The organism is Catenibacterium mitsuokai (assembly GCF_025148785.1).
Classification (GTDB): Bacteria; Bacillota_I; Bacilli_A; order Erysipelotrichales; family Coprobacillaceae; genus Catenibacterium; species Catenibacterium mitsuoka.
In genome coordinates, this window is the sequence record NZ_CP102271.1 from 174,713 (window position 1) to 193,334 (window position 18,622).

The 18,622-nt window shown below is 35.2% G+C and carries 19 protein-coding genes; 13 read left to right on the top strand and 6 right to left on the bottom strand.

The features are described from left to right. The first annotated feature begins 72 nt into the window (after nt 1-72). Genes NQ499_RS00880 through dnaB form a run of 4 tightly spaced genes read left to right on the top strand, consistent with a single transcriptional unit; the run spans nt 73 to nt 4,762 of the window. The gene (locus tag NQ499_RS00880) at nt 73-963 is read left to right on the top strand and encodes a DUF2232 domain-containing protein (RefSeq protein WP_006505596.1); all 891 of its coding nucleotides are present in this window, start codon (nt 73-75) and stop codon (nt 961-963) included. A gap of 14 nt (nt 964-977) precedes the next feature. Next, entirely contained in the window at nt 978-2,939 is a 1,962-nt protein-coding gene (locus tag NQ499_RS00885; protein ID WP_006505595.1) for a GGDEF domain-containing protein, read from the top strand. Nucleotides 2,940-2,942: 3 nt separating this feature from the next. Then, nucleotides 2,943-3,389 carry a 50S ribosomal protein L9 gene (gene rplI / locus NQ499_RS00890; RefSeq protein ID WP_006505594.1) on the top strand — a complete coding sequence of 149 codons (447 nt, stop codon included), beginning with the start codon at nt 2,943-2,945 and terminating at the stop codon, nt 3,387-3,389. Between the two features lie 11 nt (nt 3,390-3,400). Beyond that, a complete protein-coding gene (dnaB, locus tag NQ499_RS00895; protein ID WP_006505593.1) occupies nt 3,401-4,762 on the top strand; it encodes a replicative DNA helicase in 1,362 nt (453 codons plus the stop codon). A gap of 465 nt (nt 4,763-5,227) precedes the next feature. On the opposite strand, the gene NQ499_RS00900 is transcribed toward dnaB, so the two are convergent. Both NQ499_RS00900 and NQ499_RS00905 read right to left on the bottom strand, forming a co-directional pair. Then, nucleotides 5,228-5,854, bottom strand: coding sequence for a thymidine kinase (locus NQ499_RS00900; protein WP_006504850.1), 627 nt, complete (start codon nt 5,852-5,854; stop codon nt 5,228-5,230). Between the two features lie 133 nt (nt 5,855-5,987). Then, nucleotides 5,988-6,632: an HAD family hydrolase gene (locus tag NQ499_RS00905; protein WP_006504849.1), complete on the bottom strand. Its 645-nt coding sequence runs from the start codon at nt 6,630-6,632 to the stop codon at nt 5,988-5,990. A gap of 158 nt (nt 6,633-6,790) precedes the next feature. On the opposite strand from NQ499_RS00905, the gene prfA reads away from it, so the two are divergent. From prfA to hslO, 8 genes are all read left to right on the top strand, one after another. Further along, complete coding sequence (gene prfA / locus NQ499_RS00910; RefSeq protein ID WP_006504848.1) at nt 6,791-7,867, top strand: peptide chain release factor 1; 1,077 nt, start codon at nt 6,791-6,793, stop codon at nt 7,865-7,867. Further along, nucleotides 7,868-8,701, top strand: coding sequence for a peptide chain release factor N(5)-glutamine methyltransferase (gene prmC, locus NQ499_RS00915; protein ID WP_006504847.1), 834 nt, complete (start codon nt 7,868-7,870; stop codon nt 8,699-8,701). Further along, on the top strand, nt 8,652-9,215 hold the full coding sequence (locus tag NQ499_RS00920; RefSeq protein ID WP_081455794.1) for a GNAT family N-acetyltransferase: 564 nt from the start codon (nt 8,652-8,654) through the stop codon (nt 9,213-9,215). The genes prmC and NQ499_RS00920 overlap by 50 nt, the downstream gene beginning before the upstream one ends. An 18-nt stretch (nt 9,216-9,233) precedes the next feature. After that, complete coding sequence (locus NQ499_RS00925) at nt 9,234-9,806, top strand: HdeD family acid-resistance protein (protein ID WP_006504845.1); 573 nt, start codon at nt 9,234-9,236, stop codon at nt 9,804-9,806. A gap of 39 nt (nt 9,807-9,845) precedes the next feature. Next, nucleotides 9,846-11,063 (top strand): tRNA lysidine(34) synthetase TilS, encoded by a 1,218-nt coding sequence (tilS, locus tag NQ499_RS00930; RefSeq protein ID WP_259848568.1) that lies wholly within the window; start codon nt 9,846-9,848, stop codon nt 11,061-11,063. Nucleotides 11,064-11,091: 28 nt separating this feature from the next. Then, complete coding sequence (gene hpt / locus NQ499_RS00935) at nt 11,092-11,622, top strand: hypoxanthine phosphoribosyltransferase (RefSeq protein WP_006504843.1); 531 nt, start codon at nt 11,092-11,094, stop codon at nt 11,620-11,622. Between the two features lie 7 nt (nt 11,623-11,629). Beyond that, a complete protein-coding gene (gene ftsH, locus NQ499_RS00940) occupies nt 11,630-13,588 on the top strand; it encodes an ATP-dependent zinc metalloprotease FtsH (RefSeq protein WP_006504842.1) in 1,959 nt (652 codons plus the stop codon). Nucleotides 13,589-13,722: 134 nt separating this feature from the next. Then, nucleotides 13,723-14,595 carry an Hsp33 family molecular chaperone HslO gene (gene hslO / locus NQ499_RS00945; protein WP_006504841.1) on the top strand — a complete coding sequence of 291 codons (873 nt, stop codon included), beginning with the start codon at nt 13,723-13,725 and terminating at the stop codon, nt 14,593-14,595. A gap of 80 nt (nt 14,596-14,675) precedes the next feature. Here hslO and NQ499_RS00950 read toward each other — a convergent pair whose 3' ends face one another. The 4 genes from NQ499_RS00950 to NQ499_RS00965 all read right to left on the bottom strand — a co-directional run bounded on the left by NQ499_RS00950 (nt 14,676) and on the right by NQ499_RS00965 (nt 17,405). Continuing rightward, entirely contained in the window at nt 14,676-15,563 is an 888-nt protein-coding gene (locus NQ499_RS00950) for an IS3 family transposase (RefSeq protein ID WP_259848569.1), read from the bottom strand. Between the two features lie 11 nt (nt 15,564-15,574). Then, nucleotides 15,575-16,327: a helix-turn-helix domain-containing protein gene (locus NQ499_RS00955; protein WP_259848570.1), complete on the bottom strand. Its 753-nt coding sequence runs from the start codon at nt 16,325-16,327 to the stop codon at nt 15,575-15,577. A 251-nt stretch (nt 16,328-16,578) separates the two neighbouring features. Beyond that, nucleotides 16,579-17,091, bottom strand: a complete 513-nt coding sequence (locus NQ499_RS00960; RefSeq protein ID WP_407651059.1) for a 4Fe-4S binding protein — start codon at nt 17,089-17,091, stop codon at nt 16,579-16,581. Further along, nucleotides 17,031-17,405, bottom strand: coding sequence for a hypothetical protein (locus tag NQ499_RS00965; protein WP_238319832.1), 375 nt, complete (start codon nt 17,403-17,405; stop codon nt 17,031-17,033). The genes NQ499_RS00960 and NQ499_RS00965 overlap by 61 nt, the downstream gene beginning before the upstream one ends. 234 nt (nt 17,406-17,639) lie before the next feature. Between NQ499_RS00965 and dusB the strand changes: the two genes are divergently transcribed. After that, nucleotides 17,640-18,617, top strand: a complete 978-nt coding sequence (dusB, locus tag NQ499_RS00970; RefSeq protein ID WP_006505368.1) for a tRNA dihydrouridine synthase DusB — start codon at nt 17,640-17,642, stop codon at nt 18,615-18,617. Nucleotides 18,618-18,622 lie beyond the last annotated feature (5 nt).

Sequence of the window (18,622 nt, forward strand, 5' to 3'; positions counted from 1 at the left end):
AATCATATACCCTATAGGGGTATACGTCAAGCGATATGATTGTTGTATAATGACCACAAGGAGAAATAAATTATGAAAACAAATAAACTTGTGCAGGGCGCACTCATCGCAGCACTCTTTGGTGTCCTTGCAGTACTCAATACAATGACAGGTACGATGTTTGATTCCTTAATAGGCTATGGAATGGCTATTCCTATGGCTATCTATAGCTATAAAACAGGACTAAAAGAAGCTTTAATGACTTCTCTTGCTTCCATGGTCATTGCTTTCCTATTTGGAACACTCAGCTATGTATTAATTGTCCTCTCATCACTTGGTATGGGAACAGTTGTAGGACTATGTCTTAAAAATAAAGCTAAGAAAGAAACGATGCTGGTGCTTGGTGCTACATTCTTCTTTTTATCTGACTTTTTATATTTCTATATATTCTCAGGAGTACTCGGTATTAACTTAATTGCTGAATCAAAAGAAATGTATAACCAGATTATTGCGGTTGTGCCTTCTTTATCCAATGTCTTTACTTTCCAGAACTTTTATAATCTCATTCCACTCTTTATCCTCATCATGTCATTCTTACAGAGTTATTTAGTCATGATGTTATGTGCATTATTCTTTAAACGCTTAAGAATACCTTTTGATATGAGTATTCATATTGCGACATTTAGATTCAGTCCTAAAATGGGATATATTCTAGCAATCATGCTTGCAGGTAGTATTCTGGCAAGACAATATTTTGGAAATGTTGTTATTGTACAATATCTCTATTTTATTAGTATCTTAGGATTTATGGTGGATGGTCTGGCTTTCTTATCTTTTTATCTTATTATCAGAAACCATGGTCGTTATTCTAACTTGCTTATTTTCTTGGTATTTATACCATTCCTACAGTCACTATTAGTTATACTAGGAATTATTGATATATTTGTTGAAATACGTCAAATACTGTATAATAAGTATCAATAAGGAGGGCTTCTACAATGACGAGAAAAGTTGCACAAATTAGAAATATCTTTGTTCTTTTACTCGTATTTATAATCTTTGCCGCCTTTGCGGCCTTTGGCATATTTCATCAGGCCTGGATGCTTCGTCTTGCGATATTTGCAGTTATTACGAATGTGGTCTATATTTCATTGTTGTTCTATATGAGCTACTTAATGGAGCAAAACAGCTATTCAGTCAGCGATGCATTAGGTATTGATGCCAAGAATGCCTTGATCTATGGTGGTGTAGGACTTATTCAATATGATGAAAATAGAAACATCACATGGGTCTCAGATTTCTTAAAGGCATTAAATATCAATATTGTAGGAATTAAGCTATTAGAATGGCAGCCTACACTTGCCAGTCTTTTTGATGATGAAGATGTCAAAATAATAGAAGTCAAAGGAAAAAAATTTGAAGTCTATAATAGTGCAGATACAAGACTCATCTATATGAAGGATGTGACACAATATGTGTCTTTATCACAGGACTATGAAGATATTCAGGTATGCATGGGTTATATTACTGTAGATAACTATGATGAAATTATTGCGAATGTAGATGAATCACAGAAGGTAAAGATTCAAAACTTATGCCGTAGTACAATTACTGACTGGGCATATAAGAATGGTATGATTATTAGACGTTATCAGACAGGTAAATACATTGTCTTCTTTAATGAACGTATCTATAAGAAACTTATTGAATCTAAATTCTCTATTTTAGATGACTTCAAGAATGCGATAGAAGAATTGGATGTTCTTATGACACTCTCTATTGGTATTGGTAGAAGTACAAAAGTATTAAGAGAACTAGAAGAACTCGCTTCTTCCGCATTAAGCCTTGCTTATTCACGCGGTGGTGACCAGATTGCGATTAAGAGTGGTAAAGATCATGTGCGTTACTTTGGTGGTAAGACCGATGCATTTGAAACATCCTCTAAAGTACGTTCACGTATTATGGCACAGTCTCTTGCGGGACTTATTACACGTTCACGCAATGTTCTCATTATGGGACATAAGAATTCAGATTTAGATTCATTTGGAGCGTCTCTTGCGGCAGCACGTATTGTAGAGAATTTAGGGAAGAAAGCTAATATAGTCATTGATTATGAATCTCTTGAAGAAAAAACAAAAGGTGTCGTAGAAATGTTGAGAAGTAATCCTGATTATAAGGGACTCATGTTGACTATTTCAGAAGCACTTGAAAAAGCCAATAAGAATACTTTATTAATCAGTGTGGATAACCATAAGGATTCACTTGCTATCAGTCGTTCAGTGCTTGATAAAGTAAAGAACAAGGTCATTATTGACCACCATCGTCGTAGTGAAGAATTCATTTCTTCACCGGTTCTAACATACTTAGAGCCATCTGCATCCTCTACAGTAGAATTACTTGTAGAACTATTTGATTATCAGCAGCATGAAATTGAAATTTCATCTCTTGATGCGACAATCATGTATACAGGGATGCTTGTTGATACAAACTATTTTAGACAGCATGTGGGTACAAGAACATTCCAGTCAGCGGCTAAACTCAAAGAAGCGCAGGCTGACTTATCACTTGCTTATGAATTATTAGAAGATTCATTTGAATGTATGAAAGAAATATTTGATATCACAGAATCAGCTTATCGTTATAAGGATAAATTCCTTATTGCGACAGGCAAAGATGAGGAACTTAGCCGTTCTACTCTTGCAAAAGCAGCCAATCAATTGGTATATGTTTCTGGCATTTATGCTGCATTTGCGATAGGATATATATCTAAGAACACAGTTGCAATCAGCGCACGTAGTTCTAAGAAGGTCAATGTCCAGATGATTATGGAAAATGATGCTTTACATGGAGGCGGACACTTCTCTATGGCCGCCTGTCAGATTGAAAATGTGACAATCGAAGAAGCAAAAGAGAGATTAGAACATGCAATAGATGCATATTTGGAAGATAGGGGTGTATAAGATATGAAAGTTATTTTATTAGAAGATGTGAAAAAAGTTGGTAAGAAGGGTGAAATCGTTAATGTATCTGACGGTTATGGACAGAACTTCTTAATCAAGAATGGGAAAGCTTTAATGGCAACAGAAACAGGTAAAAAGATTGTTGCCCAGCAGGAAGAAGAAAAGAAACAGGAAGACTTAAAGAGAAAAGAAGAAGCTCAGGAACTTGCAAAGAAGCTTGAAGCTATCGTAGTTGAATTCAAGGTTAAGACTGGTAAGGATGGTAAGAGCTTTGATCATGTTTCTACAAAACATATCGCAAAGAAATTATTAGAAGAATATGGTATTAAGATTGATAAGAGAAAGTTCATTAATGCTTATCCAGTAGGTGCTTTAGGAACTACTAAGTTTAAGATTGAACTTTATAAAGGTGTTATTGCGACTATCAATGTTCATCTATCTGAAAAATAAGGTGAATACTTATGGATACAAGAGAACTCCCTCATGACTTAGAGGCAGAACGTGCATTGTTAGGGGCGATGTTGATTGATAAGAACGCATGTAATGATGTCATCAACATGGCAACACCTCAGGATTTCTATCTTGATGCGCATCGACTGATCTTTACAGGCATGAAGTTCCTTCATGACAGTAATAAACCGATTGATGCAACAACAGTGACTGATTATTTAATCAACCAGAAGATATTAGAAAAAGTAGGCGGTGTAGATTACTTATTGGTACTTGCGAATTCTGTACCTACAGTAGCCCATACAACACATTATCTTCAGATCTTAAATGAGAAGTCATTACTCAGAAGACTCATTAAAGAAGCCACAACTATCGTACAGGATGCTTATGGTGAAATTACTGATATCAATGATTTTATTGATACAGTAGAAAAAGATGTCTTAGAAGTCACAAGAGATAGAAATGCCGGGGAATTCAAGACAATTGAAAGTGTTGTACAGAATGTCACAGCCAGAATGAATCTCCTTCAGAAAAATGGTGGAGTTGTCTCTGGTGTAAAAACAGGCTATAAAGAATTAGATAAATTAACATCGGGCTTCCAACCAGGTGATTTAGTTATTCTTGCGGCTAGACCTTCTGTAGGTAAAACAGCCTTTGCCTTGAATATTGGTTTTAATTCATCACTTAATAGTGAAGAGGCTGTCGCAATATTCTCACTAGAAATGCCTGCTGAACAGCTTGTAACCAGATTAATATGTTGTGCAGGATCTATTGATAACGATAAATTAAAAACAGGTGCGATTTTGAAAGAGAATGCGAATAAATATTATGCAGCAGCAGATCGTGTCACACGTTGTAATTTATATATTGATGATACACCAGCAATTAAGATTGGTGAAATTGCTGCTAAATGTAGAAGACTGCAAAGAGAACAGGGTTTAAAGATGGTTATTATCGATTACCTTCAGCTGATCTCTGGTCCATCTTCATCAAGAGAATCAAGACAGCAGGAAGTATCAGATATCTCTAGACAGTTAAAGGCATTAGCTAGAGAATTGAAGTGTCCTGTTATTGCCTTATCACAGCTTTCTCGTCAGGTTGAACAGCGTAAAGGAAAACCGATGTTGTCCGACTTAAGAGAATCTGGAGCCATCGAACAGGATGCCGATATTGTAGCCTTTCTTCATCGTGAAGACTATCAGAATAAAGAAAAAGAAGCAGAAACAAACGGCTTAACAGAAATCGTTGTGGCCAAGCACAGAAATGGTGCAACAGCTGATATCAGCCTTGTATTTGAAAAACAATACTCTCGTTTCTCAGATTACTATACAGGTCCAGAAAACCAGAATAGTGGTGAAGGACTAAGAATTTAAAAGAGGCTGTAACGAATAGATAGTATTTACTACTACCTTGAGCGTTACAGCTCTTTTTCGTATATCCAAAGCCAAAAAGGTTATTCACTACTGCATGGTGAATAACCTTTTCATATTCCAGACGCACTTAAAAAGAACCTGCCCATTTCCTAAAAAAATTTTATCAGCAGATAAACAATCTGAGCATCATGAGACCATCATACTCGTGAGAATTTCTATGAGTGAAGTCAAAAAACTTGTTTATATCTGTCCTTTCCGTAACTTCAATCACAGTTCTTGAAACATCATCAGCAGGTATATCTTTTTCAAAAGAAATATTAAAATCTAGTAGCGCATATGTCTGATATGCCGTATAATCTTGTTGGTATGTTTTCATGGTAGAATTAATGTACCATAAAAGGCGGACTTCGGTCCGCCTTTTACTGTTTATGAAACTATAATGAGTTATTTACCCGTTACAGCCTCTTATTTTCTTGGTCTGAATTGTATTTTTTTCTGATTCTCAAATTTAATAGGCTTTTCTACTATTTCATGACAATGACGACAACGTGGTTCATAGGCTTCCTTTGCACCTACTAAGACAATAGGATCATTAAAAGAAGCAGGTTTACCATTAATAATACGCTGTGTTCTTGTGGCAGGTGCACCACATTTTGCACAAACTGCAGTTAACTTAGTCACAAACTCAGCACGTGTTAATAAATCAGGTAAGACACCAAATGGTTCACCACGGAAATCTTTATCTAAACCAGCAACCATCACACGTAATCCACTATCTGCAAGATATTCACAGATATCTACCACATCTTCATCAAAGAACTGTACTTCATCAATAGCTACAACATCAGTATCATAATTCACATGATCAAGTATTTCCTTTGCTTCACTGATGACAATACAAGGTACTTTACTTCCTGCATGTGAGGCAATTTCAGTTGTAGAATAACGATCATCAATCTTTGGCTTAAACACAAGAATATTTTTTCTCGCATAAGAGAGTACATTAATACGACGAATCAATTCTTCTGTTTTTCCTGCAAACATACATCCACAGATGACTTCTATCCATCCTTCACGATATTGATTATACATTTAATAAAACCTCCTAAAAGTTCACATAGATTTCATATACTCACTGTATTATACAGTTGTAGAGAAGAAAAACCATAAAAAATTTCCCCTGAATCCCATTAAAAAGAGTCGGTCACCATACCGACTCTTTTTGTTAGTTTAATTCATCAATTACTTCATCAAGAGAATCTAATATTTTATATGTTTTGCTTGCATATTCTTCTGTAGGATATTTCATATCAGGAATACAGATCACTTTAATACCAGCTGAAGAAGCGGCCTGAATACCTGCTTCACTATCTTCTAATACAATCGCTTCATCAGTCTTTACACCAAGCTTTTCACATGACTTTAAGAATACTTCTGGATGTGGTTTACCATGAGTTACTTCATCACCACAGATAGAATCATCAAAATATTGTGTAATATGAGCCTGTGCTAGAATAGTATCAACACGATCACGATTAGAAGAAGTAGCGACAATAGTCTTATAACCATTTTCTTTTAAATAATTAAGAAGCACTAATAAACCTTTCTTAATAGGAACTCCTTCTGTTTCAAAACGTTTTGCCATTAAAGCATGTACATCTTTAATGACATCATCAATAGGAAAGTCCTTACCATAAGTATCGTAAAATCTTTCATAGATTCCTTTGATAGGTTTCCCTAATAAAGTTTTATAGAATGTTTCATCCATTGTCAAATTCATTGGTTTTATGATTTCTTGGTAACATTCAAAAGTCACTCTTTCAGAGTCAATCATCAAACCATCCATATCAAATATAACTGCCTTTATCATAATTCCTAACCTCCAACATATATATTCAAGTATATAAGAAATAGAAACCGTGTTCAATTAATTGCGAAAAATAATTGAATATATTATAATGGGTACGATTTGGAAGAATTAACCAATTTATATGATGAAATCAACATTATTAAAAGAAAGGATAGAAGATGAATACACTATTAGAAAGACTACAGACAGTAGAAAAAAGATATGAAGAATTAACACAGATCCTTATGGATCCATCTATTGCGAATGATATTCAGAAGATGACACAAGCTTCTAAAGAACAGGCTTCTTTAGAAAAGGCTTATAACCTATATAAAGAATACAAGGCTTTATTAGATGGTATCGAAGAAGCCAAAGAATTATTAAATGAAAATGATCCTGAAATCAAAGAAATGGCTAAGATGGAATTAGAAGAATTAGAAAAGAAACAGCCAATCATGGAACATGATATCCAGATTGAATTAATTCCTAAGGATCCAAATGATGAAAAGAACGTAGTAATGGAAATCCGTGGTGCAGCCGGAGGAGATGAAGGTAATATCTTCGCAGGTGACTTATTTAGAATGTATTCTAAGTATGCTGAATCACAGGGATGGAAGATTGAAATTGAAGATGCTCAGCCTTCTGAAGCAGGAGGATATTCACTTATATCATTTATTATCAAGGGGAATGGTGTATATTCTAAGATGAAGTTTGAATCTGGTTCACATCGTGTACAGCGTGTGCCTAAGACTGAAACACAGGGACGTGTTCATACATCAACTGCCACAGTATTAGTTATGCCAGAAGCAGAAGAAGTAGATATCGATATTGATCCAAAGGATTTAAGAATTGATACTTACCGTTCATCTGGTGCTGGAGGACAGCATATCAATAAGACTGACTCTGCCGTACGTATTACACATATTCCAACAGGAATTGTAGCAACAAGCCAGGATGGTCGTTCACAGCATGATAACCGTGCGAAGGCTATGCAGTCATTACGTACAAGAGTTTATGAAGCTAAATTAAGAGAAGAAGAAGAAAAACTAGGAAACGAACGTCGTAATAAGATTGGTTCAGGTGATCGTGCTGAAAAGATCAGAACATACAACTATCCTCAGAACCGTGTTACTGACCATCGTATTGGTTTAACTATTCAGCAGTTAGATCGTATTATGGAAGGTAAACTAGAACCAATTATCGATGCATTAATTAATGAAGACCAGAGACTAAAACTTCTAGGAGAAGAAGAATAAGTGCTATTAGGTGAATTACTTAAACATGCACATGATTTAATTGATGATCCACATACAAATATCCCTGAAAGACTCTATGAAGATCTCACAGGAGATGCTTATTATCAACTATTGTTGAAAAGGGAAGAGCCTGTTGAAGAGGCTCTTCTTATGCAATATAAGGACTATTTAAATAGATACCTTAAGGGTGAACCTTATCAGTATATTATTGGAAAAGAATATTTCTATGGTAGAGAGTTTGATGTCAATCCAAGTGTTCTCATACCTCGCTATGAAACAGAAGAACTTGTAGAAAAGGTTCTATCTTATATAAAACCAGGAATGGTTGTAGCAGATATAGGTACGGGTTCAGGCGCTATTGCAGTTACATTAGCCTGTGAGTCAAAGGCGGATCTATATGCAGTAGATATCTCTAAAGAGGCAATAGATACAGCATCTAAGAATGCGAAGAAGCATGAAGCTTCTGTCACATTCTTAGAAGGAGACTTATTACAACCTCTTATTGATCAAAATATTCGTGTAGATATTCTTGTCTCTAATCCTCCTTATATTGATTATGATGAAGTATTGGATCCAAGAGTGATAGATCATGAACCACATCTGGCTTTGTTTGCGGATGATCATGGCTATGCATGTTATGAAAAGATATTTAAAGAAGCTCCTTCTGTATTAAAGGAGAAGGCGATTCTTGCATTTGAAATTGGATATAATCAAGGAGAAAGAATGAAACAGCTTGTTCCTCTCTATTTCCCGAATGATACATTTGAAGTCATCAAGGATATGAATGGAAAGGATAGAATGTTGTTCATCTATCATAACTATGAAAATATTTGAAACAGACCGTCTCACAATTAGAACACTTGATGAAGGTGATATTGATCGTCTTGTAGAATATCGCAGTAAGAAGACTGTTTCTAAGTATCAGTCTTGGAATAGATATACAAGAAGAGATGCAGTGAAACTCATCAAGAAGTGTAAAGAGACAGTGATAGATCATAAAAAGGGGTCTATGCAGTTTGGTATTACAATCAAAGGAAGCCAGCATCTTATTGGTGATTTACATATAGAGATCATGGCACCTCATACATTCTCTATTGGTTATACGCTAGACGATGTTTTCTGGAATAATGGTTTTGGAACTGAAGCCGTACTTGGACTCTTAAGCTATATGTATGAAGAACATGGTTTCTTTAAATGTATTGCTTATATTTATAAACAGAATGAAAAATCAAGACACCTATTAAAGAAGATAGGTTTTAAGAAGTTTGATGAATCTTTCTTCTATGGGGATGAAGGTTATGTTTTTGACCTCAGTAACTTACAAAATATATATTTTGTGCTACAATAACAGATACGAGGTGGAACTATGATTAAAGAATATATTAAGAAGTATAGTAAAGCATCTATCATCACATCAGTGATTATGATTGTTGCTTCAGTATTATTGATTGTTTTCCCGAAGACAATGTTGAATATTGTTGTTTATGTTATTTCAGGCGCATTATTTGTGGATGGTTTGATTCATTTTGTGACTTACTTTGCATTAACTCATGAAATGCGTATCTTTTCTAATGATTTGTTAGAAGGTATTCTCGCATTACTGGCAGGTGTTTTTGTTGCATTCAATGCGGATGCATTCATTGGTGCACTCACAATGATCATTGGATTATGGGTTGTCATTAAAGGTTTATTAAACTTACAGCTTTCATTCCAGTTGCAGCAGATCATTGAATTCAACTGGTTCTGGATCTTCTTATGTGCTGTATTAAGTGTTGTATTAGGCGTATTTATTATTGTACATCCTATCGATATGGCGATTGGATTAACTATGGCTGAAGGTATTGTATTATTAGTCACCGAAGTATTGAGTCTTATTCAGACAATCTATGTCTTATATAAGCTCAATCATTCTAAAATGTCTAGATCATATATTAATTAAAAAGTACCATTACGGTACTTTTTTGATAAAGGAGAAAACATGCTGAATACATCATTATTAGACAAAAAAAAGAAATATCTCCTAGGTGTATCAGGTGGTCCTGATTCTATGGCACTTCTTGATATGATGCATGAATATTCAATCTGTGTGGCTCATGTGAATTACAATCTTCGAAATGATACAGAAGAAGATTACAAGGTTGTTCATGATTACTGTAAAGCACATAATATTCCTTTTTACTATAAGGAATTTACACCAGATGATTATGTGAAAGGAAACTTCCAGACTGTCGCAAGAGATATGCGTTACGCTTTTTATCAAGAAGTATATAAAACGGAACAATGTGATGCATTATGCCTAGGACATCAGAAGGATGATGTGATTGAAACTATTTATATGCACTTGGAACGTGACTCTCATCCTGATTATTTAGGTATCCAGGAAGTCTCTTGCCGCTTAGGTATGACTATTATTAGACCATTACTTCATGTGACTAAACAAGATTTACGTGATTATTGTGATGATCATCATATTTTGTTTCATGATGATTATACGAATTTCCAGACAGAGTTTACTAGAGACCGCATTCGTAATACGATCTTGAATCAGTATACCAATTCACAAAAAGAAGAACTCTTAAAAAAAGCAGAAGAATACAATCAAAAGCAGGTATTAAAGAAAGAAGAAGTAAGTAAATATCTCACTGAACCACTCGATTATACATTAGTACCAGAAGACCTTCTTTCGGATGTACTCTATGCTTTATTAAAGAAACATATAGAAGTATCTAAGATTTCTCATCATCTCATTGATGAAATCATCCATCAGATTCAATCCTCTAAACCTAATATTCAAATGCCTATTGGTGTTAATGAGGAGTTCATAAAAGAATATAATAATGTATACATTCGTAAATCTATAAAACAATTAGATTATACGTATAGAATAGATCATAGACAGAACTTCGACTGTCCTTATTTCAAGATTCGAACACAAGGAGAAATGAATGATGGTATCCCTGTCAAAGATGAAGACTTTCCATTGACCATTCGAAACATAAGACCAGGAGATCGTATGGAAACAGCAGGGGGCACTAAAAAGGTCTCTAGACTCTTTATTAATGCAAAAATACCCTCACCATTACGACATTATTGGCCAATTGTATTAGACTGTAAGGGAAATATTCTTTTGGTCCCTGGAATTGCGAAAAACAAGAAGTATTTGTCTATCAATCCAGATTTGTTTGTGATAAAATAACAACGACTATACTAGGAGGTACGGTTCAATGCATAAGGACTTGAAAGAAATATTATTTACACAGGAACAGATTTCTGAACGCTGTAAAGAATTAGGCGCACAGATCTCAAAAGATTATGAAGGTAAGAAACTTCTTCTTATTGGTCTTTTAAAGGGGTCTATTCCATTCCTAGCAGAACTTTCTAAATATATTGAGGGCGATGTATATTTTGATTATATGTCAGTCAGCAGTTATAAAGGAACTGAATCTGGAACTATTCATATTAAGAAAGATGTTGATATTGACGTCAAAGGTATGGATGTACTTATCGTGGAAGACATCCTTGATACAGGTAAAACATTAGATACTGTTACACATATGTTGAAAGATCGTGGTACAGCATCTTGCGAAATCGTTACTATGCTTGATAAACAGGAAGCAAGAAAGTATCCTGTACAGGCTAAGTATGTTGGTTTCCCTGTACCAGAATTATTCGTGGTTGGTTATGGTCTTGATTTTGATCAGAGATTTAGAAACTTACCATATATTGGTATCTTAAAAGAAGAATGTTACCAGTAAGGAGTTTATGATGAAGAAGAATAACAAAACATTATTAAAAGCTATTCTTCCTTGGATCGTCGTATTATTGCTGTTAAGTTCATTATTCCCATTCTTAATGAATAATGGCGGTAGTAAGGAATTGACTTATTCACAATTCATGACAGTAGTAAAAGATAAAAAGATAACTAACGTGACTATTACACCTAATAGTTTTGTAACCAAGGTCGAAGGTAGCTACAAGAAGAACTCTAAGGGCGATAAAGTGAACTTTTCAACTATCGTTCCTAAGACAGACAAAGAATTAGATTCATTAACACAGATTCTTGAAGACAAGAATGTCAAGATTAAGGTCACTGATTCAGAAAGTGATAACATGATCTGGAATATACTAGGTTCCATCCTTCCATATGTAATATTGTTTGGTGGTATGTTCTGGGTATTCAAGAACGTTAATGGTGCTGCAGGAGGCAACAATAAAGCCTTTGAATTTGGAAATTCTCGCGCTAAGCTAGAAAGAAATTCTAAGACTCGTTTTACAGATGTTGCAGGTGCTGATGAAGAAAAAGAAGAATTAACAGAACTTGTTGCATTCTTAAAGAACCCTAAGAAGTTTACTGAAATGGGTGCTAAAATTCCTAGAGGTGTTCTATTAGTAGGTCCTCCAGGTACAGGTAAAACATTATTAGCACGTGCTGTTGCAGGTGAAGCAAACGTTCCATTCTATTCTATTTCTGGTTCAGAATTCGTAGAAATGTTCGTTGGTGTTGGTGCTGGCCGTGTAAGAGATATGTTTAAGAAGGCTAAAGAAAATGCCCCTTGTATCATCTTTATTGATGAAATTGATGCCGTAGGTCGTCAGAGAGGTACTGGTGTTGGTGGTGGACACGATGAACGTGAACAGACATTAAACCAGTTACTTGTTGAAATGGATGGTTTTGAAGGCAACGAAGGTGTTATTATCCTTGCAGCCACTAACCGTGCAGACGTACTTGACCCTGCATTATTACGTCCAGGACGTTTTGATAGACAGATCAGAGTATCTAACCCTGATAAGCGTGCAAGATCTCAGATCTTGAAGGTTCATGCAAGAAATAAGCATTTTGCGCCAGATGTTGATTTTGATAACATTGCTCAGCGTACTCCTGGATTCTCAGGTGCAGAACTTGCGAACGTATTAAATGAAGCGGCATTACTTGCAGTAAGAAGCGGTCATCAGATGATCACATTAAGTGATGTCGATGAAGCAATTGATAGAGTTATTGGTGGTCCAGCTAAGAAGTCTAGAAAATATACTGAACATGAAAGAAAGCTTGTTGCTTATCATGAAACTGGACATGCGATTATTGGTTTGACATTAGAAGATGCCAACCAGGTACAGAAGGTTACAATTGTACCACGTGGTGATGCAGGTGGATACAACTTGATGACTCCTAGAGAAGAAACTTACTTCTCAACTAAGAAACAGTTACTTGCAACTATTACAGGTTATATGGGCGGTCGTACAGCTGAAGAAATCTTCTTTGGTGATGTATCATCAGGTGCTCATAACGATATTGAACAGGCTACACGTATTGCTCGTATGATGGTTACAGAACTTGGTATGAGTGAACTTGGCCCAATTAAGTATGATAGTGGTGATAATGCCGTATTCTTAGGTCGTGACTATTCACAGTTAAGTAATACACATTCTGGTCAGATCGCATTTGAAATTGACCAGCAGGTACGTAAGATCATCGAGACAGCACATTCTCAGGCAACTGAAATCATCAACAATAATAAAGATAAAATGGATATTATTGCGAATGCATTGCTTGAACATGAAACATTGAATCATGAACAGATTCAGTCTTTATATAACACTGGTAAAATGCCAGAAACATATGATGGAACAGAAGAACATGTTGAATCTAACGATGACAACAATAACACTCCTGAACCACCTAAGGCTGATCCAGAAGATGATTTACTAGATGAAATGAAATAAGCGCTTTGCGCTTATTTTCATTTAGGAGGTAATAAAATGCAACGTAGATTTATGGTAAGACTATTAGTAGGTATTATTGTTATTAGTATGATTTTGCCTCTAGTAAGCTATTTTGCGATAGGGAGATGAGATAAATGAAAGATTATTTAGTACGTGGACTCGTTAATTCAAAGAACTGTCGTGTTTTTGCCTGTACAACAACTAACCTTACAAATGTTGCACAGCAGAATCATAACTTATGGCCTTGTGCAAGTGCTGCACTTGGACGTATGATGGCAGTCACTTTAATGATGGGTGCTATGAATAAGAATAAAGAAAAGATGACAGTAGTCATCAACGGTGGTGGACCAATCGGTACAATGCTTTGTACAACAAATTCTGATGGTAAGATCAAAGGATTTGTATCTAATTCAGAAGTTCACTATACATACAATGATACAGGTAAGCTTGCAGTAGGCTTATGTGTGGGTAATCAGGGTACTATCCAGGTCACTCGTGATATGGGATTAAAGGAACCTATTACATCTAGTTCTCCATTACAGACTGGTGAAATTGGTGACGATTTCTCTTATTACTTCATGTTATCAGAACAGGTACCATCAGTTGTTGCCGTAGGTGTTCTTGTAGAAGAAGACAATACTGTAAGAAGTGCAGGTGGTTATATTATTCAGTTATTACCAGAAGCAACTGAAGAAGATATTGCGTATATTGAAGATAAGATCAAGAATACACCACCAGTATCACAGTTATTAGATGAAGGACATACTCCAGAAGAAATCTTAAAGATGATCTTTGAAGATGTTGAAATCCTAGATACACAGGATTTATCATTTGAATGCGATTGTAGTAAAGAAAAGATGGAAGAAGCTTTATCTACTCTTCATACAAAAGATCTAGAAGATATGATTAATGAAGATCATGGCTGTGAGATTACATGTCAGTTCTGTAATGCACATTATCAGTTCAGTGAAGATGAATTAAAGGAAATACTTAAAAAGCGCCAGTAAATGAACCGCCCCTGTCAAGTAGACAGGTGAAATAATTAAAAACATGTACCTATGCCTGCCACTACGTGGCAGGCATATTTTTATGCATAATGTGCCGCCTTATATTTCTGTATCGCCTTGTTCTCAGGTATTGGATACTGAACTGGATTCTCATTGCACAATGCTTCACTTCTTACTTCATAAGGTGTTCTCACACCAAATCTTCTTTGATATCTTTCATGACTGTAATATCTTATCCATTCTCTTATTGCCTCTTCTAATTCCTCTCTTGTTTCATATTTCTTGCCATAATGATATATCTCACATTTAAGTATTCCCCAGAATCCTTCCATTGGTCCATTATCAATGCAGCAGTGAACTCTGGACATGCTCTGTTCCATGCCATTATCCTTAAGCATACGTACAAAGAATGGACTCGTATACTGGTAGCCACCATCACTATGAAATAGCGGATGTGCTCCTGGATTAGCTTCTACAGCTGATCTGAATGTATTGAAGACAAGTTTATTATCATTATGGTCACTAATTGCATATCCTACTGGATATCTGTCATAAAGATCTAGTATCAGGCTTAGATATAGCTTATTTTCATTATTCTTTCCATATTTGAACTCAGTGACATCTGTTACCCATTTTTCATTAGGTCTTGATGCATTAAAGTCTCTTTTAAGATTATTCTTGGCTGTATTGTTGCTTTTTCTGACTGTACAGCTTCTTCTTTTTGGTCTTATGATTGACTTGATGCCAAGTATTTTCATCGCCTTGTAGACCTGCTTGTCATTATAGTTCTTGTTTTCATCTCTGTTTATTCTATCTGTCATCATTCTGTAGCCAAGCGTATGATTGAATTTCTCATCATACTTTCTTATAAAGTCTGCCAGTTCCTCATTTTCAAGATCTCTTTCGCTCTTATTGCGTCTAAGCCATTTATAATAATTCGCCCTCTTTACACCTAATATCTCAAGCATAGCTGATAGGCTTACCTCTTTGTCTTCTTCCTTAATTTCCTTGATTGACTGATATTCATTCTCGAATTTGCTTGTTCTGCATATCCTCTCCTCTCTATCTCCTCCACTTTTTTTAACAGTCTTATCTCCAGATGAGCCCTCTCCAGCTCACGTTCCTTTTCTCTCAGCTGTTTCTTTAGAAGGCCGAGCTCATCTAGCTCTTCATCCTTTTTTCGGCGTCCACGTCTGTCTGATAATCCGTCTTCACCTTTTTCTTTGTACTTTCTGACCCAATTAAATACATTTGAATATGTTACATCAAACACTTTGCACGTTCCTGAATAATCAAGATCGTGTTCCATGCAGTACTTTACTATCTCTATTCTTTCTTCTTTTGTAACTTTTCTGCACTTTGCCATATAGATTTCCTTACCTCCAGGAATATAATCCTTTAATTCTATATGATCATTATATAACTTTACCCATGCAAGTACTGTACTATCTGAAGGAATATTATATTTTAGCGCAATATCTATCAGTGAACTTTCACCAGCAAGATATTCTTCTACAACCTTCCTTTTAAACTCTTTTGTATATGATTCATTTGCAGGTTTTTCATCAAATGCAGAATCACCATACGCTTTAAAGATTCTAATCCACTTTTTCACTGTGTTTTTACCAGCATTTATTTCTTTTGCTAGACTAATAACTGATTCACTGCCATCTAAGTACCTTCTACATATTTCAATTTTTTGTTGTTTAGAAAACTTGCTTTTTCTTCCCATAAGAAAAACCTCCTCAGCAAACAGTGCTTTTAATTATTTACACTGTCTACTGGGAGGTCATCATATCAAAAATGGCGCTTTTTTCACACTGTCTGGTATTATACAAAGATCAGTTAACATATATTATGGAAGGGAATAGAATTGAATAATTGATCTTTTGAGAATTGTATGACAGTTCCTCCTTTCAATAACTAGTATAGAAGATAAATTTATAATAAATATCTATATATTATGGAGAAATATGTGCTGCATTAATGAAGTGCTTTGACTGGACATTCTTTTGTACATTCATAACAAAGAATACAGTCAGTGCCGTTTTTACGTTTACGTGACTCTTTATTCACTTCTACATTCATTGGGCATACCTTTAAACACTTATTACAGTGCACACATTGACTTTCATCACAATGTACACGTAGGAGTGAATAATAACTCATAGGCTTAAGAAATACTGTAATAGGACACAAATACTTGCAGAATGCACGATTATCTTTAAATATATAGGCAAGCGCAATACCCACAATATAGTAAAAGGCGTTGCCTAGAAGAAATAGATAGAACATGATTTTTTCTAGATGAGCGACTTTCATTAAGAATAATCCTGATACCAATGCAAGAGAACATACAAACATTACATAACGTAATATTCCAAGTTTCTTTACTCTTGGTTTCTGTGGTCTTTTATAAGGTAAGAAGTCAAGGATCATAGCTGTCCAGCAGGCATAACCACACCATCCTCGACCAAATATAAGAGGTCCAAAGATTTTGCAATCGCATAGTGAATAGTAGCTGCTTCAAAAGTACCCAAAAACAAATAGTACCAGAAGCCTTCAATCTGCATATTTTCTTGAGAAATAATACCTAAATACAACAACATATAACTGCCTACTGCCAATTGTACAAAATGTCTTGCATAGCTCTTTCCTGCAGTAAATAATGTGGTACCTAGGGCAAGACAAGTGCCTATATAGCTAAAGTTCAACATGTAAAATAAATTATCTTTAGTGAGCCATAAAGTAATCGCAATCATCTCAAATAATATAAACATGATTATAGAGAAAGTGTATTTTCTTTTCATCTTCATTCCTCCCTTATATTCATCTTAGAATGTATGAATAGTTTGTACAATTAGATTATGATAAAAAATAAAAAGAAGCAGGAAGGGAAGACCTGCTTCTTTTCGAAGGGAAATGAAAACGATATATATATTATTGAAAGGATCGGGAACTTCCTTTCACAACTCATAGTATAAACATAATTTATCTTTGTATTGTGTCAGGAATATGGTATATTTTGTGATGGTGATTAAAAAATGTTGAAAATTGGAAATATAGAAATAAAACATCCTATTATCATGGCTCCTATGGCAGGTATCACAAATGTCGCTTACCGTAGACTTGTAAAAGAGTTTGGTGCAGGGCTTGTAGTATCTGAAATGGTCAGTGATAAAGCGTTATGTTATGGAAATCAAAAGACAATTGATATGCTTGCAGTAGGTGAAGATGAACACCCTATGAGTATGCAGATTTTTGGTGGTGAAGTAGAGACTATGGTCAAAGCTGCCAAGTTTGTAGAGGAACATTCTGATTGTGATATTATTGATATTAATATGGGATGTCCTGTAAATAAGGTATTAAAGGCTCATGCAGGTAGTTATTTAATGCAGTATCCAGAACTTGCATATGATATTGTGAAGGCTGTCGTAGAAGCAGTGAATGTACCAGTGACTGTTAAGATGCGTATTGGTTATGACATGAAACATATTAACTGTGTAGAAATGGCACAATTAATGGAAAAAGCAGGTGCAAGTGCAGTGGCTATTCATGGTCGTACACGTTCACAGATGTATGAAGGCCATGCAGATTGGTCATGGATTAAAAAAGTAAAAGAAGCAGTTAGTATTCCAGTTATTGGGAATGGTGATGTCAGAACACCTGAAGATGCGAAAAGAATGATGGAAGAAACAGGCTGTGATGCTGTCATGGTTGGTAGAGGTGCTTTAGGTAATCCATTTGTGATTCGTAGAATGGTGAAATATCTAGAAGAAGGTATTCTAGAAGAAGAGCCAGACTATCATGCACGTATTCAGTTATGTATTGATCATGCTCATCGTTTAGTAAAAACGGAAGGTGAAAAGAATGCGATTAGACAAATGCGTGGACAGGCACCTTGGTATGTCAAAGGGTTAAGAGGTTCAGCAAAAATCAAGAATCATTTAACACAGATGAATACATTAGAAGAATTAGAAACAATTCTAAAAGACTTTGAGAAAGAACTAGAAGGTGAGTAATCATC

Bases quoted from the DNA above. Each gene is read 5' to 3' on its own strand.
- NQ499_RS00880 (WP_006505596.1), top strand. From the start codon at position 73: ATGAAAACAAATAAACTTGTGCAGGGCGCACTCATCGCAGCACTCTTT.
- NQ499_RS00885 (WP_006505595.1), top strand. From the start codon at position 978: ATGACGAGAAAAGTTGCACAAATTAGAAATATCTTTGTTCTTTTACTC.
- rplI (WP_006505594.1), top strand. From the start codon at position 2,943: ATGAAAGTTATTTTATTAGAAGATGTGAAAAAAGTTGGTAAGAAGGGT.
- dnaB (WP_006505593.1), top strand. From the start codon at position 3,401: ATGGATACAAGAGAACTCCCTCATGACTTAGAGGCAGAACGTGCATTG.
- NQ499_RS00900 (WP_006504850.1), bottom strand. From the start codon at position 5,854: ATGTATAATCAATATCGTGAAGGATGGATAGAAGTCATCTGTGGATGT.
- NQ499_RS00905 (WP_006504849.1), bottom strand. From the start codon at position 6,632: ATGATAAAGGCAGTTATATTTGATATGGATGGTTTGATGATTGACTCT.
- prfA (WP_006504848.1), top strand. From the start codon at position 6,791: ATGAATACACTATTAGAAAGACTACAGACAGTAGAAAAAAGATATGAA.
- NQ499_RS00920 (WP_081455794.1), top strand. From the start codon at position 8,652: ATGGAAAGGATAGAATGTTGTTCATCTATCATAACTATGAAAATATTT.
- NQ499_RS00925 (WP_006504845.1), top strand. From the start codon at position 9,234: ATGATTAAAGAATATATTAAGAAGTATAGTAAAGCATCTATCATCACA.
- tilS (WP_259848568.1), top strand. From the start codon at position 9,846: ATGCTGAATACATCATTATTAGACAAAAAAAAGAAATATCTCCTAGGT.
- hpt (WP_006504843.1), top strand. From the start codon at position 11,092: ATGCATAAGGACTTGAAAGAAATATTATTTACACAGGAACAGATTTCT.
- ftsH (WP_006504842.1), top strand. From the start codon at position 11,630: ATGATGAAGAAGAATAACAAAACATTATTAAAAGCTATTCTTCCTTGG.
- hslO (WP_006504841.1), top strand. From the start codon at position 13,723: ATGAAAGATTATTTAGTACGTGGACTCGTTAATTCAAAGAACTGTCGT.
- NQ499_RS00950 (WP_259848569.1), bottom strand. From the start codon at position 15,563: ATGCTTGAGATATTAGGTGTAAAGAGGGCGAATTATTATAAATGGCTT.
- NQ499_RS00955 (WP_259848570.1), bottom strand. From the start codon at position 16,327: ATGGGAAGAAAAAGCAAGTTTTCTAAACAACAAAAAATTGAAATATGT.
- NQ499_RS00965 (WP_238319832.1), bottom strand. From the start codon at position 17,405: ATGAAAAGAAAATACACTTTCTCTATAATCATGTTTATATTATTTGAG.
- dusB (WP_006505368.1), top strand. From the start codon at position 17,640: ATGTTGAAAATTGGAAATATAGAAATAAAACATCCTATTATCATGGCT.